The organism is Rummeliibacillus sp. BSL5, from assembly GCF_052928305.1.
Map to the genome: position 1 here is coordinate 1,608,642 of NZ_JAVGCV010000001.1, position 24,590 is coordinate 1,633,231.

At 35.9% G+C, this 24,590-nt stretch carries 19 protein-coding genes and 1 tRNA gene; 12 read left to right on the top strand and 8 right to left on the bottom strand.

What is annotated here, in order from left to right:
- Positions 1–116 precede the first annotated feature (116 nt).
- Both RCJ93_RS08130 and RCJ93_RS08135 read right to left on the bottom strand, forming a co-directional pair.
- Positions 117–791, bottom strand: a complete 675-nt coding sequence (locus RCJ93_RS08130) for a response regulator transcription factor (RefSeq protein ID WP_066784550.1) — start codon at positions 789–791, stop codon at positions 117–119.
- 32 nt (positions 792–823) lie between these two features.
- Positions 824–1,969: a sensor histidine kinase gene (locus RCJ93_RS08135; protein WP_446738782.1), complete on the bottom strand. Its 1,146-nt coding sequence runs from the start codon at positions 1,967–1,969 to the stop codon at positions 824–826.
- Between the two features lie 186 nt (positions 1,970–2,155).
- Between RCJ93_RS08135 and RCJ93_RS08140 the strand changes: the two genes are divergently transcribed.
- Complete coding sequence (locus RCJ93_RS08140) at positions 2,156–2,791, top strand: YigZ family protein (RefSeq protein ID WP_150283660.1); 636 nt, start codon at positions 2,156–2,158, stop codon at positions 2,789–2,791.
- Between the two features lie 137 nt (positions 2,792–2,928).
- A complete protein-coding gene (locus RCJ93_RS08145) occupies positions 2,929–4,140 on the top strand; it encodes an LCP family protein (protein WP_150283659.1) in 1,212 nt (403 codons plus the stop codon).
- A gap of 386 nt (positions 4,141–4,526) precedes the next feature.
- Here the strand turns inward: RCJ93_RS08145 and RCJ93_RS08150 are convergent, their stop codons facing one another.
- Entirely contained in the window at positions 4,527–5,564 is a 1,038-nt protein-coding gene (locus tag RCJ93_RS08150) for a glycosyltransferase family 4 protein (protein WP_150283658.1), read from the bottom strand.
- A 624-nt stretch (positions 5,565–6,188) separates the two neighbouring features.
- Between RCJ93_RS08150 and brnQ the strand changes: the two genes are divergently transcribed.
- Complete coding sequence (gene brnQ / locus RCJ93_RS08155; RefSeq protein WP_147194831.1) at positions 6,189–7,511, top strand: branched-chain amino acid transport system II carrier protein; 1,323 nt, start codon at positions 6,189–6,191, stop codon at positions 7,509–7,511.
- Between the two features lie 298 nt (positions 7,512–7,809).
- The gene (locus tag RCJ93_RS08160; protein ID WP_147194834.1) at positions 7,810–9,387 is read left to right on the top strand and encodes an FMN-binding glutamate synthase family protein; all 1,578 of its coding nucleotides are present in this window, start codon (positions 7,810–7,812) and stop codon (positions 9,385–9,387) included.
- A 321-nt stretch (positions 9,388–9,708) separates the two neighbouring features.
- On the opposite strand, the gene RCJ93_RS08165 is transcribed toward RCJ93_RS08160, so the two are convergent.
- Positions 9,709–11,025, bottom strand: a complete 1,317-nt coding sequence (locus RCJ93_RS08165) for an NAD-dependent malic enzyme (protein ID WP_150283656.1) — start codon at positions 11,023–11,025, stop codon at positions 9,709–9,711.
- A gap of 576 nt (positions 11,026–11,601) precedes the next feature.
- Here RCJ93_RS08165 and RCJ93_RS08170 point away from each other — a divergent pair.
- From RCJ93_RS08170 to RCJ93_RS08180, 3 genes are all read left to right on the top strand, one after another.
- Positions 11,602–13,293, top strand: coding sequence for a methyl-accepting chemotaxis protein (locus RCJ93_RS08170; RefSeq protein ID WP_446738783.1), 1,692 nt, complete (start codon positions 11,602–11,604; stop codon positions 13,291–13,293).
- Between the two features lie 210 nt (positions 13,294–13,503).
- Complete coding sequence (locus RCJ93_RS08175; protein WP_446738784.1) at positions 13,504–14,814, top strand: LysM peptidoglycan-binding domain-containing protein; 1,311 nt, start codon at positions 13,504–13,506, stop codon at positions 14,812–14,814.
- A gap of 300 nt (positions 14,815–15,114) precedes the next feature.
- A complete protein-coding gene (locus RCJ93_RS08180; RefSeq protein WP_066784520.1) occupies positions 15,115–15,849 on the top strand; it encodes a C40 family peptidase in 735 nt (244 codons plus the stop codon).
- 79 nt (positions 15,850–15,928) lie between these two features.
- Here the strand turns inward: RCJ93_RS08180 and RCJ93_RS08185 are convergent, their stop codons facing one another.
- Positions 15,929–17,410, bottom strand: a complete 1,482-nt coding sequence (locus RCJ93_RS08185) for a S1C family serine protease (protein WP_446738966.1) — start codon at positions 17,408–17,410, stop codon at positions 15,929–15,931.
- Positions 17,411–17,730: 320 nt separating this feature from the next.
- Between RCJ93_RS08185 and RCJ93_RS08190 the strand changes: the two genes are divergently transcribed.
- From RCJ93_RS08190 to RCJ93_RS08210, 5 genes are all read left to right on the top strand, one after another.
- Entirely contained in the window at positions 17,731–18,444 is a 714-nt protein-coding gene (locus RCJ93_RS08190; protein ID WP_150283652.1) for a WecB/TagA/CpsF family glycosyltransferase, read from the top strand.
- 182 nt (positions 18,445–18,626) lie between these two features.
- Entirely contained in the window at positions 18,627–18,956 is a 330-nt protein-coding gene (locus RCJ93_RS08195; protein ID WP_446738785.1) for a hypothetical protein, read from the top strand.
- Complete coding sequence (locus RCJ93_RS08200; protein WP_446738786.1) at positions 18,940–19,578, top strand: O-methyltransferase; 639 nt, start codon at positions 18,940–18,942, stop codon at positions 19,576–19,578. The genes RCJ93_RS08195 and RCJ93_RS08200 overlap by 17 nt, the downstream gene beginning before the upstream one ends.
- A gap of 161 nt (positions 19,579–19,739) precedes the next feature.
- A complete protein-coding gene (locus tag RCJ93_RS08205; protein WP_066784496.1) occupies positions 19,740–20,126 on the top strand; it encodes a potassium channel family protein in 387 nt (128 codons plus the stop codon).
- Between the two features lie 130 nt (positions 20,127–20,256).
- Positions 20,257–20,327: transfer RNA gene (locus tag RCJ93_RS08210), tRNA-Thr, on the top strand.
- Between the two features lie 225 nt (positions 20,328–20,552).
- Here RCJ93_RS08210 and RCJ93_RS08215 read toward each other — a convergent pair.
- The 3 genes from RCJ93_RS08215 to RCJ93_RS08225 all read right to left on the bottom strand — a co-directional run bounded on the left by RCJ93_RS08215 (position 20,553) and on the right by RCJ93_RS08225 (position 24,487).
- Positions 20,553–22,991, bottom strand: coding sequence for a hypothetical protein (locus tag RCJ93_RS08215; RefSeq protein ID WP_446738787.1), 2,439 nt, complete (start codon positions 22,989–22,991; stop codon positions 20,553–20,555).
- A 738-nt stretch (positions 22,992–23,729) separates the two neighbouring features.
- A complete protein-coding gene (locus tag RCJ93_RS08220) occupies positions 23,730–24,020 on the bottom strand; it encodes a DUF2653 family protein (protein ID WP_066784491.1) in 291 nt (96 codons plus the stop codon).
- Positions 24,008–24,487 carry a hypothetical protein gene (locus RCJ93_RS08225; RefSeq protein ID WP_066784490.1) on the bottom strand — a complete coding sequence of 160 codons (480 nt, stop codon included), beginning with the start codon at positions 24,485–24,487 and terminating at the stop codon, positions 24,008–24,010. The genes RCJ93_RS08220 and RCJ93_RS08225 overlap by 13 nt, the downstream gene beginning before the upstream one ends.
- Positions 24,488–24,590: the final 103 nt, after the last annotated feature.

The window sequence follows — 24,590 nt, forward strand, 5'->3', positions numbered from 1 at the left end:
TTAAGATAGCGTGTCATCTTCTTTTAACTTCCTCGGCATTCACCTTAACACGATATAAATAGTAAAAAGCTAGAGTAGCGGCTCGAACTCCGCTATACTCTAGCTTTTTAATTTTCTTATCTTACTTCGACCCAGCCGTTTTTAATTGCTGTAACAACTGCTTGCGTACGGTCGTTTACATTCATTTTTTGAAGAATGCTTGATACATGGTTTTTAACTGTTTTCTCTGAGATGAATAATGTTTCACCAATTGCTCTATTGCTTTGACCGTCTGTTAAAAGTTGTAGCACTTCACATTCACGCTTTGTAAGCAAGTGGAATGGACGGCGAATTTCTGTTTGATGGAATGAACCTTTGTTTTCGCGTTCGCTTAAACGACGGTATTCCGCTACTAAGTTTCTTGTTACTTTTGGATGCAAGTAGGAGCCGCCAGCAGCTACGATTTTAATCGCATCAACAATTTCATCCGCATCCATTTCTTTAAGCATATAACCTAATGCACCTGATTTTAATGCATGCGATACATATGACTCGTCATCATGGATGGACAAAATCATCACTTTAGCATTAGGGTGTCCTTCAATAAGCTCAGCTGTTGCTTCGACGCCATTTTTTTGTGGCATATTAATATCCATCAGGACAACATCTGGTTGATACTCTTCATATAGTTGGATAAGATCCGTACCATCATCGCCTTCTGCAACGACTTCAAATGAATCTTCAAAGTCCAATATACGTTTAACCCCTTCGCGGAATAATTGATGATCATCAATAATAATAATTTTTGTCATGAAAACTTCCTCCTAAATTGCACCTAAATTCTCTATTTTGTTTTAATTGGTATTTTAAACATGATGTGCGTTCCTTGTTTTTCTACAGAATTTAAATTCATTTCGCCACCTAGCAAATCGACACGTTCCTTCATTCCAATCAAGCCAAAAGAATTCTGTTTTGTAGTTTGTGGATTAAACCCAATGCCATCATCTTTAATGGAGATGTTGATAAAGTCTTTACAACTCTCTAGTTTAACCCACACCTGATGTGATTTTCCATGTTGGATTGCATTATTTACACACTCTTGCACCAAACGGAAAATGGCCACTTCGTATTTTGAATCAAGCCGGGTCTGTTCTCCAATGCTTTGGAAATAAACCTTCGTTCCTTGATGATACTCTTCTACAGAACTTAGGTATTTTTTCAAGGTCGGCACGATTCCTAAGTCATCTAGAGCCATAGGCCGTAAATCATAAATAATACGTCTTACCTCATGCAAGGCATCCCGCACCAAACCCTTTAGTTCTACTATTTCCAGCAAAGCTTTTTCAATACCTCGTTCTTGATATGTACGATTAATTATATCAGTGCGTAGCAATACATTAGCAAGCATTTGTGCGGGACCATCATGAATTTCTCTTGAAATCCGTTTTCTTTCTTCTTCAGTGGCTTCAATAATTTTCATGGTGTAATCTTCACGCATCTTTGCATTTTCTAATGCCGGACGAATGCTCTTCAAATCAACGGTCAAATAATTCAGCACCACGTTAACTTGGCTAACCAAATGATCCGCCCGTTCAATTGTATCGAGTAGGGAGCGCATTCTTCTTTCTAAGTCATCCCTCTTATCACGTAATAACCTTTCTTCTGCTTGAAGAATCGAGTAACGAATTTGAATCTTATTTGCTTGGTCATAGGCTTTTTGAATCTCTGCTTCACTATAAATGTTGAAATTCTTAGAAACTTCCGCTAAACGAACTCTCGACAATCGTGACTTTTTCTCTAGCACATCATTTTCCAGAATTACTTCCTTTATTTTAGAACGAACTTGTTCCAGCTCGAGTTTCATTTCATCAAATGTTTTGCGACTCTGTTCACTGATAGTGAAGATGTCATTCTTTGATTCGTCGATGGTTTTAATCATTCGGTTGAAGATTAAATCCAACGATTCTAAGTCGAATTTATCGTTTAACATTCACATCACCCTTATTTTTTGTGCTACATTTAAATCAATACTTCGCCTGTTTGCTGGCTTATATATCTTTCCTACTGTATTCACATCATTATTATATCACGTGTCAGACTTAAGACTATTAAATTATGATGACAAACAGATGTCTAAGGCTTCACGAAATAGGACCTATATAAAGAGGAGTGTAACATGAGAAAAAATTATTTAACAATAAAAAGCGCTGGTTCCAATGAAATTGTAATATCAAAATCAAGATTTATCGCTAATTGTAAACGAGTGGAAAATGAGGAAGAAGCATTAGACTTTATTCAATCAATTAAAAAAGAACATCATTCTGCAAATCACAACTGCTCTGCATATATAATCGGTGAGAATAACCAATACCAAAAAGCAAATGATGATGGGGAACCTAGTGGAACTGCCGGTGTACCTATATTAGAAGTTATCAAAAAACAAAACTTGCAAGATACAGTCATTGTCATCACCCGCTACTTCGGTGGCATAAAATTAGGTGCAGGCGGTTTAGTACGAGCATATGGTAAAGCAGCGTCTGCTGGTATTGAGGCTAGCGGAGTCGTAGAACGCAAGTTACATAATGTTATGAAAGCAGCAATTGACTATACCTGGCTCGGAAAACTAGAAAATGAAATTCGAAATTCTTCTTATTTAATTAAAGAGATTGCTTACGCAGATAATGTAGAATTTTACGTATATGTTCCTGAAGAACAAGAAGCAGAGTTTAGCGAATGGTTGACAAACATGACTAATGGGCAAGTAATGATTACATGTGTTGACAAAGTATTTCGTGAATTCGACAAAATATAATGAAATTTTAATTTTACCTTTACATTTTCACATAGTATAATGAAGTTCGCTATATGTGCTAAAAGAAACTTCTTTCTTTTGAATAGCGTCAAATAATTATCTACACTTAGTATTCCTAAATTTAGAGGAGATTATATATGACAAATTCTAGAATACAGGCAAAAAAAGAGAAAAGAGTGAAAAAGACGCCTAAGAAGAAAAAGTCGCGTCTCGCTTTAAAAGTCTTTTTAATTGTCATTGCATTAATGCTCGTTTCTGGCGGTGCCTATGCATACTATTTATATAAACAAGGCGAAAAAGCTGCTAACAAAGCATATGACAATGAAAACGAACGTGAAAAATCTGATTTGCGTACTGAAAAAGTAGAACCGTTGAAAGACAATATCTCAATCCTATTTGTTGGGATTGACGACAGCGAAAAACGAGAACAAGGCACTGATCATTCCCGCTCAGATGCGTTAATGCTTGCCACTTTAAATAACAAAGATAAATCAGTAAAACTATTGAGCATTCCGCGTGACTCTTATGTATATATTCCCTATGTAGGCTACCAAGATAAAATTACGCATGCCCATGCATATGGCGGTACACAAGCAACAATCGATACTGTTGAAAACTTGTTGAATGTTCCAGTGGATTACTATTATCGATTGAACTTTGATGCGTTTATTCAGATTGTAGATGCATTAGGCGGTATCGAAGTGAAAGTACCGTACGCCCTACATGAGTTAGATGAAAATGACAAACGGACCATTAATTTAAAACCAGGAAAGCAAGTTCTGAATGGTAGTGAAGCATTAGCGCTTGCACGTACACGTCATCAAGACAGCGACATACAGCGTGGCGAACGCCAACAAATGATTTTAAAAGCCATTATTAAAAAAGCTTCTTCCGTTTCATCATTCACAAAATATGATGACATCTTGGAAGCAATCGGCAACAATATGAAAACCAATATGACGTTCGGCGAAATGAAGTCACTTGCAGCATATGTGAAAAACGGTATGCCTAAAGTTAAGTCGTTATCATTAAAAGGTAACGATGATATGTCTACAGGTGTTTACTACTATAAACTTGACGAAAATGGTTTAGCTGAAACACGCCAAGTTTTGCAAAAACAATTAGGAATAAGTGACAGTGATTTAAACAAAACGAATCAACAAACTGACAACAACACTAATCAACAAAATAATAATAACCAGCAAAACAATACTAATCAACAAAACACGAATAACCAACAGCAAAACACGAACCAACAAAATAATAATGCCGGAAACAACAATGCTGGCTATCAATCTGGATCCACTAACAACTATAGTGGCAGTTACAATTCCGGCGGTAATCAATAAAGTCGCTTCATTGGCTAATAAATAAGAAACACCTCAAACGTTAGAATCAAATCTAGCTTTGGGGTGTTTTTTGATCTTTCACAATAATTTTTTCAATCCATATTAGTATTGCGCAATAATAGTTCCGTTTCAAGAAGCACTTTCTGCGCGCTTAGTTCCATCTCTTCGTCACTACGTTCATGCAGGACTTTCAGATCACGCATATATTAGGAGATATCGTATCTACTACACTAGTTATAATAGTCCATCTATTTTGAGTTTAATAAGAACTGAGTCATCCTTCCTCTCTTTACTAAAACTTCACTTTGTCGTTCATCTCCTATATCTATTTATTAACTAAAAAAAGACGTGAAAGATATATCTTTCACGTCGTCTTAAATCACTAGTTATTTACGTCTTACTAGATTTAAAAGTGGTCGGTAATTTTGTCCAGCTAGTCCAATCGCTTCAACAAATAATTCAATGGCAATCAAGATTACCGTGATTAGTAAAATAGCTCCCCATACTGTAGCCATCGAGAATGTAACTGCCGCTACTCCGAACATCGCTGCAATACCGTAAATTAACAGTACTGTTTGGCGATGAGTAAATCCAATACTCATCAAACGATGATGCAAATGGGATTTGTCAGGACTAAATGGCGGTTGTTTATTTAATAAACGGCGCACAATAGCAAAGAACGTATCCGAAATTGGCACGCCCAACATTACGATCGGAATAACCAAAGAGATAAACGTAACATTTTTAAAACCAAGTAATGATAAAACGGCAATCATAAATCCAAGGAACAGCGCGCCTGTATCACCCATAAAAATTTTAGCTGGATGGAAATTATAAAATAAGAAACCACAAGTACTTGCAGCAAGAATTAAAGCAATCACAAGTACAAAACCATTACTCATAATAAACGCCATACCAGCAAGTGTAACTAAAGCAATCGTAGAAACACCAGCAGCAAGGCCATCCAATCCATCTATTAAGTTAATTGCATTTGTAATAGCTAATATCCAAAGTATTGTTAATGGAATACTAAAATATCCAAAGGTTAATTTTCCGTCAAAAGGCAAGTTGATAAAATCAATTTGAACGCCGCCAAAGAAGATGACGATTAATGCTGCTGCCAATTGGCCAAGCAGTTTTGCTTTTGGCGTAATTTCAAGCATATCATCAAGAGCCCCAGTTATAACAATCACAAAGCCACCAATTAAAATAGCAACCATTGACTTATCCATAGGATGTGCCACAGCAATTCCTATTAGAAAGGCTATAAAAATGGCTAAACCGCCAAGTCGCGGCATTACACTGCTGTGTACTTTGCGATGGTTTGGTTTATCAACAGCGCCAATGCGGTATGCGAGTTTCTTAACGAACGGAGTCAAGAGTATTGAAGCAACAAAAGCTACAATTAGTGCTAGGTAAGTCATATTACCCGTCCTCCTTACGAACTCTACATCATTTTATATGAAATATGCGTCCCAATAACGCAGTGATATACTATTTCTCATTAAGTACAAAGACTATTATAGCACGAAATTAGCAAAATAGCAGTCTCTTTCAAGGAATTCATTGGGCCACTCACATTCACAAATGTACTTCTTCCCCAATTCTATTCTTTATACACATAGACAAAATGCAGTCGCTCTACTTATTTCTAATCTTCACTATATATTAATTGGGATACTCTAAAATTACAAGACGTATTTAAGAACAAATTGTTCCAATTATTGTTCTTCATATTACCAGACTATTGATCTCTTTAAAATAGAACTGTTAATAGTAAATAAATACATTTAAAAAGCCTTAAGATTTTAATGTATTCGACAAATTATAAAAATATTCATCTTTTTATCACAAAATAGTGTTTTTTTCGATATTTTTTTATGGTACTCTAATCAATAGCTTTTGAAATTTTAATTAGAATTTTCAGATATTAAATAAATTCACTTACTATTCTAATTAAAAAATGATATACGGCAAAACACAGGCCAGTGAAAAACACTAAAACACTTCTTAGATTTTTCAGTGCCTAAGTAAAAAGGAGTTTTTCTATGGAAATTCAAAAACTGTCACTTGGAGAAAAAATTTCGGTAGGTTTTATGCTATTTGCCCTTTTCCTTGGTGCAGGCAACATTATTTTCCCGCCATTGCTAGGACAACAATCAGGCGAACATTTTGTTTTAGCCATTATAGGATTTTTAATCACAGGTGTAGGTCTGCCTTTACTCGGCGTTATTACAGTTGCTAAATCAGGCGGCGAATTACAGGATATGGCTTCTAAAGTAAGTCCATTATTTGGAATCATCTTCACAGCAATTGTTTATCTAGCTATCGGTCCTTTCTTCGCCATGCCGCGTACCGGAACCGTTTCATACGAATTAGGGGTAAAACCTTATTTATCAGAACATACCGCTTCTATGAGCTGGCCACTAATTATTTTTACAATACTCTTCTTCTTAATTACAATGTTTTTTGCATTGAATCCAAGCAAGCTAATTGACCGAGTGGGAAAAATTCTAACACCAGCACTTTTGGTTGTAATCGCAGCTCTTGCTATAAAATCAATTGTTACACCAATGGACGGAGCTGGAAAAGCGATTGGTAAATATGTCTCAAATCCTTTCGGAGAAGGTTTTGTACAGGGCTATTTGACAATGGACTTTCTTGCAGCATTAATTTTCGGTATTGTAATTATCGAGGCTTTAAAAGGGAAAAACATCACACATAAACCAACAGTCGTTAAAACAACCATTTTTGCAGCCTTTATTGCAGCAGCTGGACTTGCACTCGTCTATTTAGCTCTTGGGTATATCGGTTCGTCCAGCTATCAGACTATTGGGCAATTCAATAGTGGAGCTGATATTATCACAAAGTCTGCCAACATACTTTATGGGCAATTTGGCAACATTTTATTAACTGCGGTAATTTTGTTGGCCTGTCTGACAACCTCAATCGGTTTAATGACAGCTTCATCTGAGTTTTTCTATAAATTATTCCCATCAATTTCATATAAAGCTTGGGTATGGATTTTCGCTATCTTCTCTACTATTGTTGCTAATATTGGCTTAGATCAGCTAATTGCAGTTTCTTTACCAGTTCTTTTAGCTATCTATCCATTAGCCATTGTACTGATGGTATTAACGCTAGTATCAAAATGGTTCCTCGATGCTCGTTCCGTCTACATTACAGCGCTTATTTTTACAGCATTTATCAGTATTTACGATGGCCTGAAGAGTGCAAAAATTGAATGGCCAGCCTATGAAGAGTTTTTGAAACAGATTCCTCTTTATTCAACAGGAATCGGATGGCTCATTCCCGCTTTAATAGGTGCAGTGATTGGCTGGATCATTTCTCTTTTCTTAAAAAGAAAATAATATATTATTATTTAAGCGATTAGAGCGAATCTCTAATCGCTTTTTATTGTGCTTTCATTTAATAGGATAAAACAATATTTTAAACTTCCCTTTAACCAGTTATAGGCAACCGTTTACCTTCTATATAATTATTAAGTTTGATTATATTTACAACTATAAAAAAACGCTTTCAAAAATTTTATAAAAGACTCAACTTTTTAAGAACAAAAGCTTGAATTCATCTCATAGTGTGATATATTTAATACGCTATTGAGATATATTCATAAATTAGACACAAAGGATTGAGGGTGTAACAAAAATGGAGTGGTATGAATTAGTCGCTTCGATTATTTTAATTTTATTGGCAATCTTTGTCGTTGTTCTAGGAATCGCATTATTATTCCTGCAAATAATGGACAAAAAACAAAAACAACATGCCATCTTGCGAAATTTCCCGGTTCTTGGCAGGGTCCGCTATATTACAGAAAAAGTCGGTCCTGAGCTTCGACAATATCTATTCGATGGAGACAATGAAGGGAAACCATTTAGTCGAGAAGACTTCTTACATGTCGTATTACCCGGGAAATACTTGAGTAATGTCATAGGATTTGGTTCTAAAAGAAATTTTGAAGAACCAGGATATTATATTCGTAATGCCACATTTACTAAACAAGTAGAAGAAATGCGCGTAGACCAAACACAAACAGTTGAAACACAAAAATATGTAATTGATTCAGATAGCCTAATTAGCCGTAAAGAGCATACTGAAAAAATTGTCGCTAAACCATGGTTATTGCCTGATGAAGACGCCGTAGTCATCGGACCTAATTGCCGTGAGCCTTTCCATGTGAAGAGCTTGGTTGGCCAATCAGCGATGAGTTATGGTGCTTTAGGGAAAAATGCAATTAGCGCTTTATCAAAAGGGATCGGCTTAGCCAAAGGCTCTTGGATGAACACTGGTGAAGGTGGCGTTTCCGATCACCATTTAGCTGGTGGATCTGACCTAATCGCACAAATTGGTTCTGGTTTATTTGGCTTCCGTACACTTGAAGGCGACTTCAGTTTTGAATTATTAAAAGAAAAAGCTGCTATACCACAAGTAAAAGCTTTTGAACTAAAATTGGCTCAAGGTGCAAAAACACGAGGCGGCCACGTTGAAGGCGATAAAGTAACCGAAGAGATTGCCCGTATCCGTAACGTAGTACCTGGTAAAACAATCAACAGTCCAAACCGTTTCCGCCAATTCGATGATTTCCCATCATTATTCGACTTTATCGAACAAATTCGTGAGGTAGGCGGACTTCCAGTCGGCATTAAAGTGGTAATCGGCAGTCCAGATGATGCAGACAACCTTGCCTCATATATGAAAGAGTCTGGCAAAGGCCCTGACTTCATTACTATCGATGGTGCTGAAGGCGGTACTGGTGCTACTTATCAAGATTTAGCTGATAGTGTTGGACTTCCATTGCACAGCGGTCTTGTCCTTTTACATGACGCACTTGTAAAACATGGTGTTCGAGACCGTGTTAAAATCATAGCTTCCGGTAAAATTATCACTTCAGATCGTGCAGCAGTTATCCTTGGCCTTGGCGCAGATTTAATCAATGTAGCACGTGGATTTATGATTTCAGTAGGCTGCATTATGGCCCAACGTTGCCACACAAATGAATGTCCTGCAGGAGTAGCTACAACAGATCCAAAACTTCAAAATGGTTTAATCGTTGATGAGAAAAAGTTCCGCGTTACTAACTATATTTTAACAATGCGGGAAGGCCTTTACCGAGTAGCAGCTGCTGCAGGCCTGGATTCTCCTACTAAATTTAATAGCGAACATATTGTCTATAAAGATGAACATGGCCGTGTATATAAAGTAGAAAACCTTAATCCTAAATTTTAATTTAAATAGAAAGAATTCCCCTGCTCTTTTAGCAGGATGATGAATACAAGCGAGTATAAGAATGATTCCGTCGTTCTTATGCTCGTTTTTTCGTATAAAGCCATTGTTCAAAGAGATTATTACAACTGTTGGAATCTACCTCACTTACCATCAACTAAAAGCATACATGCTAGCATTACCATCTTAATATAAGACCATTTATATATATTTATACCTGGCAAACCTAAAATTAAAGTAAAAAGGCAACTTCAGTTGAAAACCCAACAAAAGTTGCCTTTTTTATTTAGAAAGCAGGCAGGATATTCCGTTATCCAACCTATTTTAATCTAACTCTTTTAATGCAATTCGTTCCACTGCTTTTGCAACAGAGCTGTGGACATTCGGATCTAGTGGGTGTGGCACTAAATCGCCATTATGTGTAGCATCCACGATTGCATTTGCTGCAGCCAGCAACATCGGATAAGTAATGCTTTTTGCATTGGCATTTAAAGCACCGCGGAAGATACCTGGGAACCCAAGAACATTGTTTACAAGTCGTCCATCAGCCGCATAGGCTGCTCCTGCTTGTAATGCTTCCTCTGGTGTGATTTCAGGGTATGGATTGGACAACGCCAATATGATTTGCCCTTTTCTCACCATGCTTGGTTTAATAAGACCTTTGACACCAGTTGTCGCAATCACAATATCACATTTTTGCATGAGCTCTTCTAAAGAATTCATGACTGTACCACCGAAACTACGTAAGCGGTCACAAGAACTTTCTTGTAAATCACTACCGCATACTTCTTTCACGCCATACTCAATCAACATACGAGAAATGGCAAGTCCTGCAGCTCCAAGACCTACTTGTCCAACAACTGCTTGTTTTAAGTCAACTCCTGCATAACGGCTAGCAGATAAAACTGCAGCTAATGTTACAACCGCAGTACCATGTTGGTCGTCATGCATAACAGGTATATTTAAATCATTCTTTAAGCGTTCTTCAATTTCAAAGCAATGAGGTGAACCAATATCCTCTAGAAGAATCCCGCCAAACCCTTGTGAAATATGCTTTACTGTTTCAACGACTTCATCAGGATCACTCGTATCAAGTAGAATTGGTATACCGCTAATTCCTGCAAATTGGTCAAACAGCACAGATTTTCCTTCCATGACAGGCATCCCAGCAACAGATCCTATATTACCAAGCCCTAAAATAGCAGTACCATCTGTGACAATCGCTACTGTATTACCAATGCTTGTAAAGTAATTTGCTTTCTCAGGTGAGCGCTCAATTTCTTGGCAGACACTTGCCACGCCAGGTGTATAAATACGTCGAAGATCACTAAGTGAACGAACATCAATCTTCCTGGACATATGTATTTTTCCACCTTCATGAGCCTTCATTACATCGTCGGAAACAGCGCGGACAGTAATATCTTCTAAACCATTTAACGCACCCACAATGGCATCCAATTGTTCTACACTGTCGCATGTACAAGAAACATCACGAATTGTAGATAACGTGCCAATCTTTAGCGTCTTGATATCGCCGATATCGCCACCTTGGTCGCCGATCGCTTTTGCAACTTTAGCGAAATTTCCTGGTTTTGATGGTGTTTCTACTATTAGACTACGTATAATATTTTGTATTGCCATATATTTCCCTCCACCTTACACTATTATGACTATTTTGTGACGATTAGAAATACATTCTACCCCTTTCGTCTTTAAAGGTAAATATACTCCCTATAAACTTACAGATTTCTGTTCAAAATAAACGGATTAGAAGTTCTTTCATTTTGCTACAAGAAAATTAATTCCATTAGAAATTAAGTGTATAGAATTTGTAGTACTTAGTTATACTGGAAATATAATCATCCAACTCCCATAGCATATTTCGATTTGAAATATAAATTCATGTGAAAAAACCTTCCCCCAAGAGAACCGCTTCCCCCTTAGCGGTTCTTTTACTATTTAATCCGACTTATTTCCCGAGGAATAACCTTTATTTTTATTTATTCCCCCTGTATTGATTACTAAATCTTCTCTTTTACACAGTAATTCTATTTTATTTTAAAGTAATCATCTTATTTTTGCACTAAATTAAGAAATATTTGTCGAAAATGCAAACAAGCCTATTTTCAGATGGAGCAGTTACATTTATACTAGTAAAAGTATAAGTAAATTCAGTCAAAAGTTACAAAATCCATTGTGAAAATATGAGGTGTGGTAATGAGCATTAAAAAGATGATTCGTCTGACAATCATAATTACAGCTATTTTAGTTATTCTTAACGGATTAAGTTTAGGATACCTGGCAAAAAGTATATCCAACCAAAACAAAATCGAAAGAATTAATCGTGAAGACAGTTCAATTGCTCTTTCATTGATGAAGAATACGGAAACAAAGTCTTCTAATATTCGTACATACGCAGAATCTGGCTCTAGCCGTTTCTTACAAGCTTATGAACGTGAGGTCCAATCCTCACTCAACGCTGATGAGACTTTAAAAAAATTAAAGAGCAATCAACTTCCAGAAGATATTATTGCTCTTGCCGAATATGCGATTACACAATCAGAACAACTTAAACCACTAGAAGAAAAAGCAATCGCATTAGCAAAATCCGAGGAATTCGTCCAAGCTAAAGATATACTTTATGGAACTGAATATAGTTTATTAAAAGATAATATCAGCAGCTCTATTGATTCTTTTGACAAATCATTAAAAAAATTAACAGCAAAACAAGTAGCAAAAGCTAAAACGCAGGTAAAAGTGAGCATTATCACAATGGCTGGTCTTCTAGCGCTATTTATGATTTATATTGCAGTAGTTCTATCTTATTTTTCTCATAAAATGAAACCTATATACTCACTAAAGAATTTTGTTTTAGAAGTAGCGAATGGCAATTTAGCAATTGAACCAATTCACCATGGACAAGATGATGAAATTGATGAACTTTCGGAAGCATTTAATGGCATGTACCAAAATTTAAGAGACATGATCCATACATTAACACAAACGAGCGAACATCTAGCAGCTTCTTCCGAAGAATTGTACGCGAGTACTGAGCAAACCAATAATACAACTAAAAATGTAAGCCAAAAAATTGATCAGCTTGCACTTGATTCTGCGATGCAAACTGACTATTTAACAAATGGAACGAATTCAGTGAATGTTGTTGCTAGCCAAATTAGCGCTGTAGCCGAATCAGCTGCTTCCGCTGCAAAATCAGCTGCAAACTCATCAGACAAAACGGTATTTGGTGGAAAGCATCTGGAGAATACGGTCAAACAAATAAAAGAGATCAAAGCAGAAGTGGCAGAAACCCAAACTTCTTTATTAGAGCTCGCGAATAGTTCAAAGAGAATTAACAGCATGCTTTCTACGATTACTGAAATTTCGGAGCAGACAAATCTGTTAGCACTTAACGCAGCAATAGAAGCGGCTCGTGCCGGGGAGCATGGTAAAGGTTTTGCGGTAGTGGCCGGGGAAGTTCGAAAGCTTGCAGAGGAATCGGCACGTTCAGCGAATGAAATACGTGAAACAACCGAAAATATCGAAAAGTATATGCATAAAACAGTACAGCAAATGGAACAAGTCAATTTAAAGGCTGATGATGGTTTCAACAATATTCAAACAACAGGTAAAGCATTCAAGGAGATTTATACAATGTCTATCAATCTTTCTAATGAAATACAAGAAGTATCGACTATTACCGAAGAAATGGCAGCAGCCTCTCAGGAAACGGCAGCTTCCCTTGAAAATGTAAATGCTATTTCACAAGAAACAAATTCAAAAACTCAAGAGATTGCTAACCTGAGTGAGGAGCAATATGCAATTGTTGAAGAAATTACAGCCTCAGCAGAAGAATTGAGCCAGTTAGCAGAAACATTAAACAAACAAATACAAGTGTTTCAAGTGTAAAGAAAAAGCGCAAATTGCGCTTTTTTTATTTTTACCTACTTATTTAATGGTCCTTTAGTAGCTACCACTCCTACATATATTTTAAAAATATTTCAATCTATCTATCAAAACTCCCTTTTTTCGTCAGTTGATTGTATTAAATCCCATTTTTCTCTACAATACAGTTAATAAAATATACTCATAAGATCCAACCCAAAAGGAGTGACCTATATGAAAAAAGCAATCGTTTCTGCTCTAGCTGTATGTGCTACCACTTTTGTAATACATGACCAAGATGCGAAAGCAAGTACTAATACATACAAGGTAAAAAGTGGTGATTCACTATATGTCATAGCAAAAAAGAAAAATACGACAATTACCAAACTTAAAAAACTGAACCATCTGACTTCAGATCTTATTTATGTAGGACAAACCTTAAAAACCTCAGGCACAACGAGCAACAGTGCGAGCAAGAAAACCTCTGCTCCGAAAAAAAGTACAACAAGTAAAACGACAACTGTTACCAAAAAGTCTGGTACGTACAAAGTAAAACCAGGCGATTATATCGCAAAAATTGCAGCCAATCATGGTATTACATTATCAGCCTTAATGAAAGCTAATGGCCTAAAAAATGACCTTATTTTTGCTGGCCAAACATTGAAGATACCTGGCTCAAGCACTACAGTCACTCATGTTTCTTCTAACAAGAATAATTCTCCAAAACCAACGACAAGCAAAAAGGCAACGACCTATACTGTCAAATCAGGTGATTATGTAGGAAAGATTGCTGCAGCTTTTAATGTATCCATTGCGTCAATCGAAAAAAATAATAACATAAAAAACCATGTTATTTATGTTGGTCAAAAGTTAAAAATTAATGGGTCTTCAACAAAACCAGCAAGCAATAACACGAAACCAGCGACACCGAGTAAGACTCCAACAGCGCCTTCGAACGCAAAAAAATATACAGTGGTGTCAGGTGATACGCTTTCGGTAATAGCCCACAAATTTGGTATAACAATCACACAGCTAAAATCTTGGAATGGATTAACTTCAGATATGATCCGCGTAGGGCAAGTCCTCGCTGTAAAAAATAGCGGGACAACAGTCCAACAAGATAAAGAGAATACAACAGGTGTGTCTAATCCAACACCTGGACAAGCGTCATCTACAGTATTAAAAAATGCTATTAATATTGGGCTTTCTATGAAAGGAACACCTTATGTATGGGGAGGTTCTTCGCCAAGCGGCTTTGATTGCAGCGGTTTTATTTACTATGTATTTAAACAAGCTGGTTATAATAACATCAGCCGCACAAGCGCTGCTAGCTACGAAGCGCGTTCTTACTATGTTTCCAGTCCGAAACCTGGCGATCTAGTATTCTTTAAAAATACGTACAAGACTGGTATCTCGCATTTAGGTATTTATATTGGTAATGGCCAATTCGTCCATGCCGGCGGTGATTATGTACAGGTATCTTCGGTAAATGAATCTTATTGGAAGAGCCACTTTGATAGCTATAAACGATTTTACGATTTATAAGTTATAAATTTCCCCTATATTACTAACTTTTAAACCTTATCTAATATTTTTGGATAGGGTTTTTTTACATTGAGAAAGCTTGATATATCAACGTTTTTGTCGAACTGTAATCATTATCCTCTATTTTTGTTACAAGAATGTAATATAACTGTAAACGAAATAGCATTGTTAATTTATCAGATTTTTTATAAAGTTATACTTGTAAAAAACGAAATAAAACATAACATTTGAACTATAACGATTGAACTTAAATAACTACGAAATATAAAAAAACTTACTAGAATAGTTGGAGGACCTTTCATGAAAAAGAGAACTTTCTTAACGGCTATCGCATCAGGCGCATTAGCATTAACAATTGGATTTGGCCAAGCAAAAGCAGCGGAACAACACGATACAGCAACTACTACAGAACATACATCTATTACAATGGTTTCAAGCTCACAAGCTGTTAAAATCAGCGGCAAATACCATGTTACTGCAAATTCCTTAACATTACGTAAGGCACCTTCTCTATCTGCAGGAAAGTTAGGTTACTTCAAAAAAAATAAAACTGTAAATGCAAGCTACAAAAAAGTTGTTTCAGGTAGAACATGGTTTAAAGTTAGTGCACAAGGCAAAACAGGCTGGATGTCTGCAGCTTACTTAAAAGCTGGCGCTGGCGTTAAAACAACTTCTTCTAGTACAAATCAAAGTGATATTGTTAATACAGCTAAAAACTACTTGGGTGTTCCTTATGTTTATGGTGGAACTACTCCATCTGGTTTTGACTGCAGTGGTTTTACACGCTACGTTTTAGGTAAACATGGTATTACTTTACCACGTACAAGTCGTCAGCAACGTACTGCCGTACCATATACAAGCAATCCACAACCAGGAGATTTAGTATTCTTTAATGTAGGTGGCGGTGCTATTACACATGTGGCAATTTATGCAGGCAATGGCATGATTGTACATGCTGCAGGCAGCCATGTACAATACCAAACAATGAGCACTTATTGGAAAAATTACATTCATAGCTACGGTAGCATTCGCTAACTGAATGTTATAAGTAGTGCCCGTTAGAACAATATATCGTACGTTAAAAAAGCTCAGCTAACGTAGCTGAGCTTTTTCATTAGGATGCAGTTTGATAAGTTTCTTCTTCACTTGCAGGTTCAGTTGACTTTGGTTCTACAACAGATTTGTTTTCCTTAATGCTTTTCGTTTGTACGGCTGGTGTTTCTTCAACATCAGTATCTTGCTCTGGTGTCTCCAACTCTTCTGCAGATGCTCCATCGTCTTGAGTACTGCTGATTGTAATTTCTTTAAATTGATAATCCGCATAGTCGTCGATAACAATTTTATAGATTATTTTTTCTTTCAATTGATGCTCTTGCTTATTTTTATCTACATAAGTGAATGTAGAGTCAACTTCGGCAGTCGCATAATCGTCTGTGATTTGAATATTGCCGATTGAATGTTTTAAATCTTTATACTTTCTGCCTTCAGCTGTGTATGTTTCTAACATCTTAGATGCTGCATTTTGCGCTGTGCTTCCTGGTAGAATATAGGACTCATATGAAGGTCTTTTAACAGGGTCTTTAATAGCAAGTGGTACAAGATCATAGAAGCTATCGATATAATCTTTTATCAAGTCTTTCCCTAAATATGCTTCATCTCTGTGATCATTATCAAAATCTTGATCGTTATCAATATCGATTTCTACATCTTTGTTTGACCATCCTGTAATCAAATTCATTATTTGTTTAATTGGTATAGCGTAACCTATTTCAGGTTGATCTGTTAAAATAATCGAATTAATACCAATTACGTTACCTGTTTCTGCATTAATCAGTGGGCCACCGCTAGAACCAGGATGCAAACGAGCCGTCATTTCGTATAGTCCGCTATATGTGTATTCATCCGTAAACTCTGCGCCAATGTTTGTGATTTTTCCTTCAGTTGAAGTGCCGCCCTTATTATTCGGGCTACCAATTGCAATAACAGGCGTGTTAAGTCTTGCTGGTGCTGTATCTAAAACGAGCGGGTCTTTCCCTTCCAGTTCTGGTACACGTATAAGAGCAACGTCTGTCTTTTTTGAAATTCCAATTACCTGACCTTGAAACTCTTGGCCATGCTCATTTGAAACTAAAACATAAGAAGCATCTTTCGCCACATGGGCATTCGTGATAATGTCTCCTTTTTTGTTAAATAGGAACCCAGAACCTTGCTGCAAATCTGTCACGATCGTATAGACTTGCGTTTTAGCGTTTGCAATAATTGCAGAGGTATCATTTTTAGGCATAACAACATTTGTTTCTTCTTTGGTCGTCGTTGGCTGGCCAGTTGCAGGAATATCATTGGTCACACTTCCCTCTTGACGGCTAGCTGTCACCTTATCCTCTTGATCCTTTTTCGGTTCTTCTTTCTTTTTTGTCTCTTCCTTTTTAGGCTTATTGATTTTTTCTACTTTAATATGTTCATTTTCATTTGCTGACTTTTCATTTTTGGTTAGGAGCATAAACGCACCCAAGATAATGGCTGCTATTAATACAATGGATACAGCTATTCTTTTGATGGATGCTTTCTTTGGCTGATACCGTCGATTTTTAGTCATCACACATCCACTTCCTATCATTATTTAATTGTCAATACTATAGACGAATGAGCCTATATGAAAGTTTCAAAATTTTATCAATTCGGCTTTCTAGATTCAATTTCACAAAGATTATCATAGCATAAATTCCAAAGAATAGAATGAGAAAATAGATTTTTTTCGAAGGTATTTCTACTTATTTGTTTTACCCTATTTTCAGCACTATATGCACACCTTACTTTCTTTTCCATAGGTCTCCTTTATAATGTCTACTCGGTTTATTTAAAGATTCCTTTCCGTGGTATATAATGAGGGAAAACGTGTTATGGAAGGTAAGTTGAATGAAAAAGATAAATATATTGGGCATTCCTTTTGTAGATACTACCAAAAAAGAGTTTGTTAGCCATGTCTTGACCTTGGCAACCAGCAATAAGGAACCCATTTCAATCGTAACAGCGAATCCAGAAATTGTTATGCTAACAAAAGAAAATGCACAATATGAACAATACGTACAGCGATCCACCTATGTAGTCGCAGACGGTATAGGCGTTGTCATCGGTTCTAAAATATTAGGTACGCCTTTGCGGGAACGGATACCAGGCTATGAATTAGTACATGCATTTATGAAAAATGCTGATGTTAATAAAAATCGATTCTTCTTTTATGGTGGCAAGCCTGGTATAGCAGAAGCAGCGGCTAAAAAGGCAATCGCCCTCTACCCCCATATTAATATTGTGGGGACTGCTGATGGCTATGGTGACAGAGACGCAGTAGCTACTCAGGCAGCGTCCTTAAAGCCTGATTTTATCTTTATTGCTACGGGAGCTCCCAAACAAGAAGAATGGATAGCTAGCCACCGCCATCAATTCGAGCACTGTGTCATGATGGGCGTAGGCGGCAGTTTGGACGTGTTATCAGGCAATGTTCGCCGCGCGCCACAACTCTTTATCAAGCTTAATCTTGAATGGTTCTATCGCCTAATCACACAACCCACCCGTATAAAACGTATGATGAAGATACCTCTTTTTCTGCTTAAGGTGTTGCAATCAAAATAACAATTTGCCGATTCTATTAAATTGAATCGGCTTTTTTATATGTCCAATTTCCATTCAAAAATCCAGTAGCAATTTATTAATAAAAATTCGCTCTTATAATTTATATTGATTTATTGTATACAATTGTATACAATAATTTTATATTCCGATTGTATACAATTGTATACAGAAAGAGGTGCGGTATGAGACCAAATGAGGAAAGAGGCGGCCGACATCGTCATCATGGCGGCCATCATACAAAGGGTCCTAAAACATTTAGGCGCGGCAGAGCAATAGCGTTTTTAGAGATGATTCAGCTAAAACGTATGACTATCAAACAGCAACTAGACGAACCCGAATTTGAAACTATTAAGCCAATCTTAATCGGCGAGTTAAAGGCACTCGATATGGTTATCAACGAATTCATACAGCTATTTGATTTAGAAGAAAGTGATGAAATGGTAAACATTGAAAATTCTTCTAAAGAAGCTTCAGAAATGATAGGAGATCCAGCAGATGAAATTAATCAATGAATACATCGATAGCCTCTTCGCTCCAACAGATACAGATTTAGAGGACGTGCTGACATCAATTGAAGAAAACGGAATGCGTTCTATCTCCGTATCACCCGGCTCTGGTAAGCTTCTTACAATGCTGGTGTCTTTATCACAAGCTATAGAAGTACTAGAAATTGGAGCACTTGGCGGCTATAGCGGCATATGCTTGGCAAGAGGATTTGGCAGCGAAGGTTATTTAACATCACTCGAATTAGAGGAAAACTATGCTACCCTCGCTCATCAAAATTTAACCAAAGCAGGCTTTGGTAATCAAGTTACCTACTTGACTGGTCCAGCACTAGAAAGCCTCCAAATTCTAAAAGAAAATAATAAACAATATGATTTTTTCTTTATAGATGCAGACAAACTAAATTACATCAACTATTTAAACGCTTGTATCGAGCTTGCCAAAGTTGGTGCTATTATTGTCACAGACAATGTCTTAGCTGGCGGGAGTGTTGCAGATTCAAACTCACAGCCTAAACGTTATAGTGAGTTCATGAAAGAGTTCAATAAAACAGTCGCAGAACACTCTCAGTTGCAATCTGTATTAATACCGATCGGCGACGGAATGACGGTTTCACGCGTTATAAAGTAGTTATACAACATGCTGACTGCTAGCAAATGCTATATGCTTTGTGAGCAGTTTTTTCAATTTCTAATCCTGCTTATCCGACTACCCCACCCCTCAACCTAGAAATATTTTCCCTTGCATGATACTGTATTCAATGAATAATAACGAGGAGGAATTCTTTCACTTTGATTTCATTTATCCTAACACTAAAACGACTGCTAGAAGCTTTGTATAAATCATCAAAACATCCTTTATTTTTATCGCTTATTACTACCCTATTTTTCATCATTCTGTCAGGCGTGTTATTTTATACACAAAAAGAAGGCTGGGCCGTTCTAGACGCCATCTATTTCTGCGTTGTGAGCATTATTCCAACCGGCATCGATACCAACCTTTCCCCTGAAACAGCGATAGGAAAAGTATTCACTATGTTCTATCTTATCGTTGGAACAGGCACAATGCTCCTAACACTCATACTTTTGGCCAAATCGACCATCAATAATGATGATGATTTTAAGAAAACCTTTAAAAGTGGAAAGTGGAAACGCGAGGGACAAGAGGAAGAAAAATAATTCATTTCTTCCCAGTTGCATTGGAGAAGAATAAGTCAAGATAATGCTAGGGCATTTTTGAATATCACCTAAATCATGAAATCTGAATTAAGAAAATAAAAGTGCTATACTATTGGTGTAAATAACTGTTGCCGACTTAGTTTAATGGCAAAACGGTGGTCTCGTAATCCACTGATAAGAGTTCGATTCTCTTAGTCGGCATATTAGAAAATCGACAACTTAAATACATGCCACCCCTTCACGTTGAAGGGGTTTTATTTTTTGTAGTTTACTTTGTATTTCCTCAAAATATATATTCACACAAAAAGATAAACACCAATTAACTCTTAGAACTTCTCGAAAGATAAAAAGACCTTATCTACTATGAGATCAAGGTCTTTTTCTTAAACTGTTTACCTATAAACTAGTTCCATGCATTTGAGATAATTATTTAGTAACATTTACAGTGAATTTTACAGGTGTATTGAAAGTAACAACTTTATCATTTGAAAGAGTAATTTCTTGTACATATACGGTCGCAGTACCTTCAGCAAGTTCTCCATCATTCTTTACTACTGTAGAATCAGTTGCAACAAATTTTGTAGATTTAACATTCAATGTTTTTGAAACATCTGTTTCTTTACCGTCTATCAAAACTCTTACATTATTAGATAGTAAATTAGTTAGATTGCCCTTAATTTCTCCTGTTAAAGTGTACCCTTTAAAATCAGCAGTATATTTTGAAGTTGTATCAACTATAGTTACAACTTTAGAAGCTACAGTATTAAGACCAACTTTTACAACAACTGTGAATGTATCCCCAGCTTTAACTTTTTCTTTATTAACAGTTACTGTACCCCCACTTACAGTTACACCTTCGTTATCTGAAACAGATACTGTTGCATCAGAAGTTACATCTTTAACTGTTAAACCCTCAGCATCTGAAGTATATAACTTAGGAGAAAAGCTTAAAGAAGCTTCTTTTAAATCAACTGTCGTTGGAATTTCTTTAGCAACGTAAGAAGTTGCTTCCCCAGAAGGTTTTACAGTTACTGTGAATGTAGCTGATTTTTCACCAGCTACTAATTTTACAGTATATGTGCCAGCAGTTGTCGTACTATCTGTTGCAATATTTACTGTGTACTCACCTGTTTTTTCAGCTACAGATTCCACTTTTACAGTTGGTACATTTACATCTTTAGCAAGTGCTTTACCGTCTTTATCTAAAACTTCCTTGTTCAACTCAGTACTAAAAGCATTACCGTATTGATCTTTAACTGAAACAGCTAAATCTTGTGAATCTGCAGATGTATTAGATAATAATAAAGAAGACTTTTCAGCTTTAATCGAGTCTACTGCTTTTGCAGCGTTTACTTTAATTTCAACTGTTTTAGTATCTACTACTTTGCCATCATTCACTAATGAGATTTTCACAGGAACCACGCCTGTTCCCATAGGTGTAATGGTACCAGTTGTTTTATCAACTACTGCCACACCATTATTTTGTGATTCATATGTGAAATTACCAGCAATTACATTACCTAATTGATCTTTTGCTTGAGCTTTTAAAGAATATCCTGAACCATAAATTGTTGAAGCTGGTTTAGAGAAATCAGGAGTAACACTAGTTGTTACAGTCCAAGCAGAAATTGTTGAAGCTACTGCTTCCTGTGCAGAAATAGTTACTTCAGAGCTTTCAGCTAAAACTTTATCAGCATCTTTAATTACAACTTTCGCTTTGATAGATGAACCTTTAGCAAGGTTAATTACACCTGTTGTTTTATTAATCGCAGTAGACGCTGATTCAAATGATACACCAGTTGTCCCAGGTTGGTATGAAGCAGTAATATCTACTCCGCTTTCGTCTTTAACTTTGTAATCTAGTACTGTATTAGTATCAGCTTGTACAGTTTGATTTGCTACTTCCACTGATGATGGCTTTAATGAACCTATTACTAAATCATTTGTAACATTATCTTCACCTATTTTAGTGTTTACAGTATAGGTAGTATTAGCTGCAAATGCATTATAGAATTCTAAAGTAGCTGATTTTTTATCTTCAGACAATGTAACTGCTTTTACTACGTGTTTTTCACCAGTCGCTTTGTTTACTACTTCGAATGCAGATTTGTCAAGTGAGTCAATTGCTTTGCTAAATGAAACTTTTGCTGATGTAGTATCAATAGCTTTTACAGATTCAACATTTAAAGAAACTACCATACCATCTTTTATTTCAATTTTTTTACCTTCATACTCAAAAGTTCCATTAGCTAGCTCTGCGTCATTGTAAAATTTATCTTCTACTTTTACAAATCCTTTGTTTAAGCGACCTTCATTATATAGAACTGTACCATTTTTATCAGTCTTGTAGCCTTCTGATAATTTACCATTGTAGAACATTAAAGTTGCGTTGTTCGCTGTTTTGTAACCTGATTTAAGGTAGCCGTTATAGTATAGAGATGGATCTTTATCAACATCACCATATACTTCGTAGCCCTTGTCAAGATAGCCATCTTTGTAAAGGCGTTCACCGTTACCAGCTGTTTTGTAGCCTTTTTTAAGTGATCCATTGTAGAACAACAATTTATTTTCTTTTGCTGTTTTGTAACCTTTTTTAAGTGATCCATTGAAATAAAGTTTGATTGTTTTACCTGAACCAACTGTTTTGTATCCAGTTTTCAATTTGCCATTGTAGTAAAGTTTTGAATTATAAACAACATAACCTTTTACAACCTTACCAGTTTTAGCGTTTATTAGTTTACCTTTTGATACTTTGTATTTAGAAGCTGCAAATGCGCTTGTTGAACCTGGCACTAAGGCGGCTGTTATGACAGAAGCGCCTAGAGCAACAGCAGCAGCAGTTTTAATAAGTTTATAATTTTTCAAAATTCCCATTCTCCTTTATAGATGAACTATTTTACGGATTACGATACTACGTAATTTTTATAAGTTTTTTTCCAAAATCCTTCAATTCGTAATCCTTAACGACTATATTATCACATTATTTAAATTTGCATAATAGTTTTTTATATTTTTTTATTAAAATACGAATAAAATATGAATAATATATAATTATATCCAATAAATTTATATCATTTTCCAATTTTTATTACTATTATTCTACTTAGTATTTTGTATTTTTTTATTATAAATTCTACTAATGTTTAATATTAGATAAAATACTATAAAATTTTTTACATAAAAACATATTTTTAATTTTCATTGGTTTATCTATAAGCTTTATTATTATATTTCCCTTAACAATTTCCTAGTTCTTTTTTATTTTGAAAATAAACTTTTGAACTACAAAGTTCGTCTTTTTTTGGTTTAATACCACTTTATTCGACAAATTTTGACTAACATTCGCTTTTTACTGAATATATTTGTAAAAAAGTAAGTGAAACAACATCTTATTTTTCTACTCCTGTTCCCCGCTAGTATATAGTACTTTTTGTATATACTATTTCTTTATTCTACCACTACAGAGTTTCTACATATAGCCATAAAATGCTTAGTTAATTTCAAACTATATAGTATTACTTTGTATTTCAGATATATAAGACGTGAATATAAATTTATTTTTATCCACAATAAAAGCCATCCATAATTGGATGGCTTTATTTCTTATTCTATTACAGCAATCATGCCCTCTTCATCATCAATTTCTAATCGGATGCTTGCTGCATAAGGATCTACGTTCGTTTCTTCCTGTAAGTAGGCACGGATAGCGGACAACATGTTGGCTACGCGATACGTATCTTGTCGATTATTATAATATGCATCAGCAGAGTAGCCTTCATCGTCATCAAAGCAAAGCTCGATCTCTACATTTTCGGGCATTACATTGATTTGGCGTGCATGGTATACGCATAACGCGTTAATTAATTGGTCTTCTGATAAGACTATTGTTTCCATACATTTCGGTCCTCATCACGTTTTTTGTTGCCGCGGAACATTTGGAAGACTTTCATGATTAACATAATAAGTACCAAGATGGCAATAACATTGATTAATAAACCAAATAAGTTGCCCATTGCACCCATATTGCTAAGCATTCCGCCAAATAAAAGTCCTGCCAGTCCTCCGAGCATCATACCACGCATAAACCCGCCTTTTCGTGGAGTTGAATTAGCAGTTTTTGATTTGTTAGTTTTGTTATTAAAGCTTGAGTTTTTATTATCTTGTGTATTTCGATTTGTATTGGATTTGTTGTTATTGAAAATAGAATTGTTGGAATTACCGTTTGAATTAAAACCTCTTTTGCCTGATTTGTAACCTCTTGCATCAGCTGTGATGCTGAAATGGTCTGAAACAACAGGCCCTACAGTTGAGAAAGCAAGAGTAGCTGCAAATAAAGCTGCCGCAAGTTTTTTAAATTTCAATTAAATACCCTCCATTAGTGTGTAATTAATATTACTTACTCTTATCTTATCATTTTCCTTACATTATATGAAATGAAACGCTAAGGCAAAAAAAATCCTCCTG

Bases quoted from the DNA above. Each gene is read 5' to 3' on its own strand.
- RCJ93_RS08130 (WP_066784550.1), bottom strand. From the start codon at position 791: ATGACAAAAATTATTATTATTGATGATCATCAATTATTCCGCGAAGGG.
- RCJ93_RS08135 (WP_446738782.1), bottom strand. From the start codon at position 1,969: ATGTTAAACGATAAATTCGACTTAGAATCGTTGGATTTAATCTTCAAC.
- RCJ93_RS08140 (WP_150283660.1), top strand. From the start codon at position 2,156: ATGAGAAAAAATTATTTAACAATAAAAAGCGCTGGTTCCAATGAAATT.
- RCJ93_RS08145 (WP_150283659.1), top strand. From the start codon at position 2,929: ATGACAAATTCTAGAATACAGGCAAAAAAAGAGAAAAGAGTGAAAAAG.
- RCJ93_RS08150 (WP_150283658.1), bottom strand. From the start codon at position 5,564: ATGACTTACCTAGCACTAATTGTAGCTTTTGTTGCTTCAATACTCTTG.
- brnQ (WP_147194831.1), top strand. From the start codon at position 6,189: ATGGAAATTCAAAAACTGTCACTTGGAGAAAAAATTTCGGTAGGTTTT.
- RCJ93_RS08160 (WP_147194834.1), top strand. From the start codon at position 7,810: ATGGAGTGGTATGAATTAGTCGCTTCGATTATTTTAATTTTATTGGCA.
- RCJ93_RS08165 (WP_150283656.1), bottom strand. From the start codon at position 11,025: ATGGCAATACAAAATATTATACGTAGTCTAATAGTAGAAACACCATCA.
- RCJ93_RS08170 (WP_446738783.1), top strand. From the start codon at position 11,602: ATGAGCATTAAAAAGATGATTCGTCTGACAATCATAATTACAGCTATT.
- RCJ93_RS08175 (WP_446738784.1), top strand. From the start codon at position 13,504: ATGAAAAAAGCAATCGTTTCTGCTCTAGCTGTATGTGCTACCACTTTT.
- RCJ93_RS08180 (WP_066784520.1), top strand. From the start codon at position 15,115: ATGAAAAAGAGAACTTTCTTAACGGCTATCGCATCAGGCGCATTAGCA.
- RCJ93_RS08185 (WP_446738966.1), bottom strand. From the start codon at position 17,410: ATGACTAAAAATCGACGGTATCAGCCAAAGAAAGCATCCATCAAAAGA.
- RCJ93_RS08190 (WP_150283652.1), top strand. From the start codon at position 17,731: ATGAAAAAGATAAATATATTGGGCATTCCTTTTGTAGATACTACCAAA.
- RCJ93_RS08195 (WP_446738785.1), top strand. From the start codon at position 18,627: ATGAGACCAAATGAGGAAAGAGGCGGCCGACATCGTCATCATGGCGGC.
- RCJ93_RS08200 (WP_446738786.1), top strand. From the start codon at position 18,940: ATGAAATTAATCAATGAATACATCGATAGCCTCTTCGCTCCAACAGAT.
- RCJ93_RS08220 (WP_066784491.1), bottom strand. From the start codon at position 24,020: ATGGAAACAATAGTCTTATCAGAAGACCAATTAATTAACGCGTTATGC.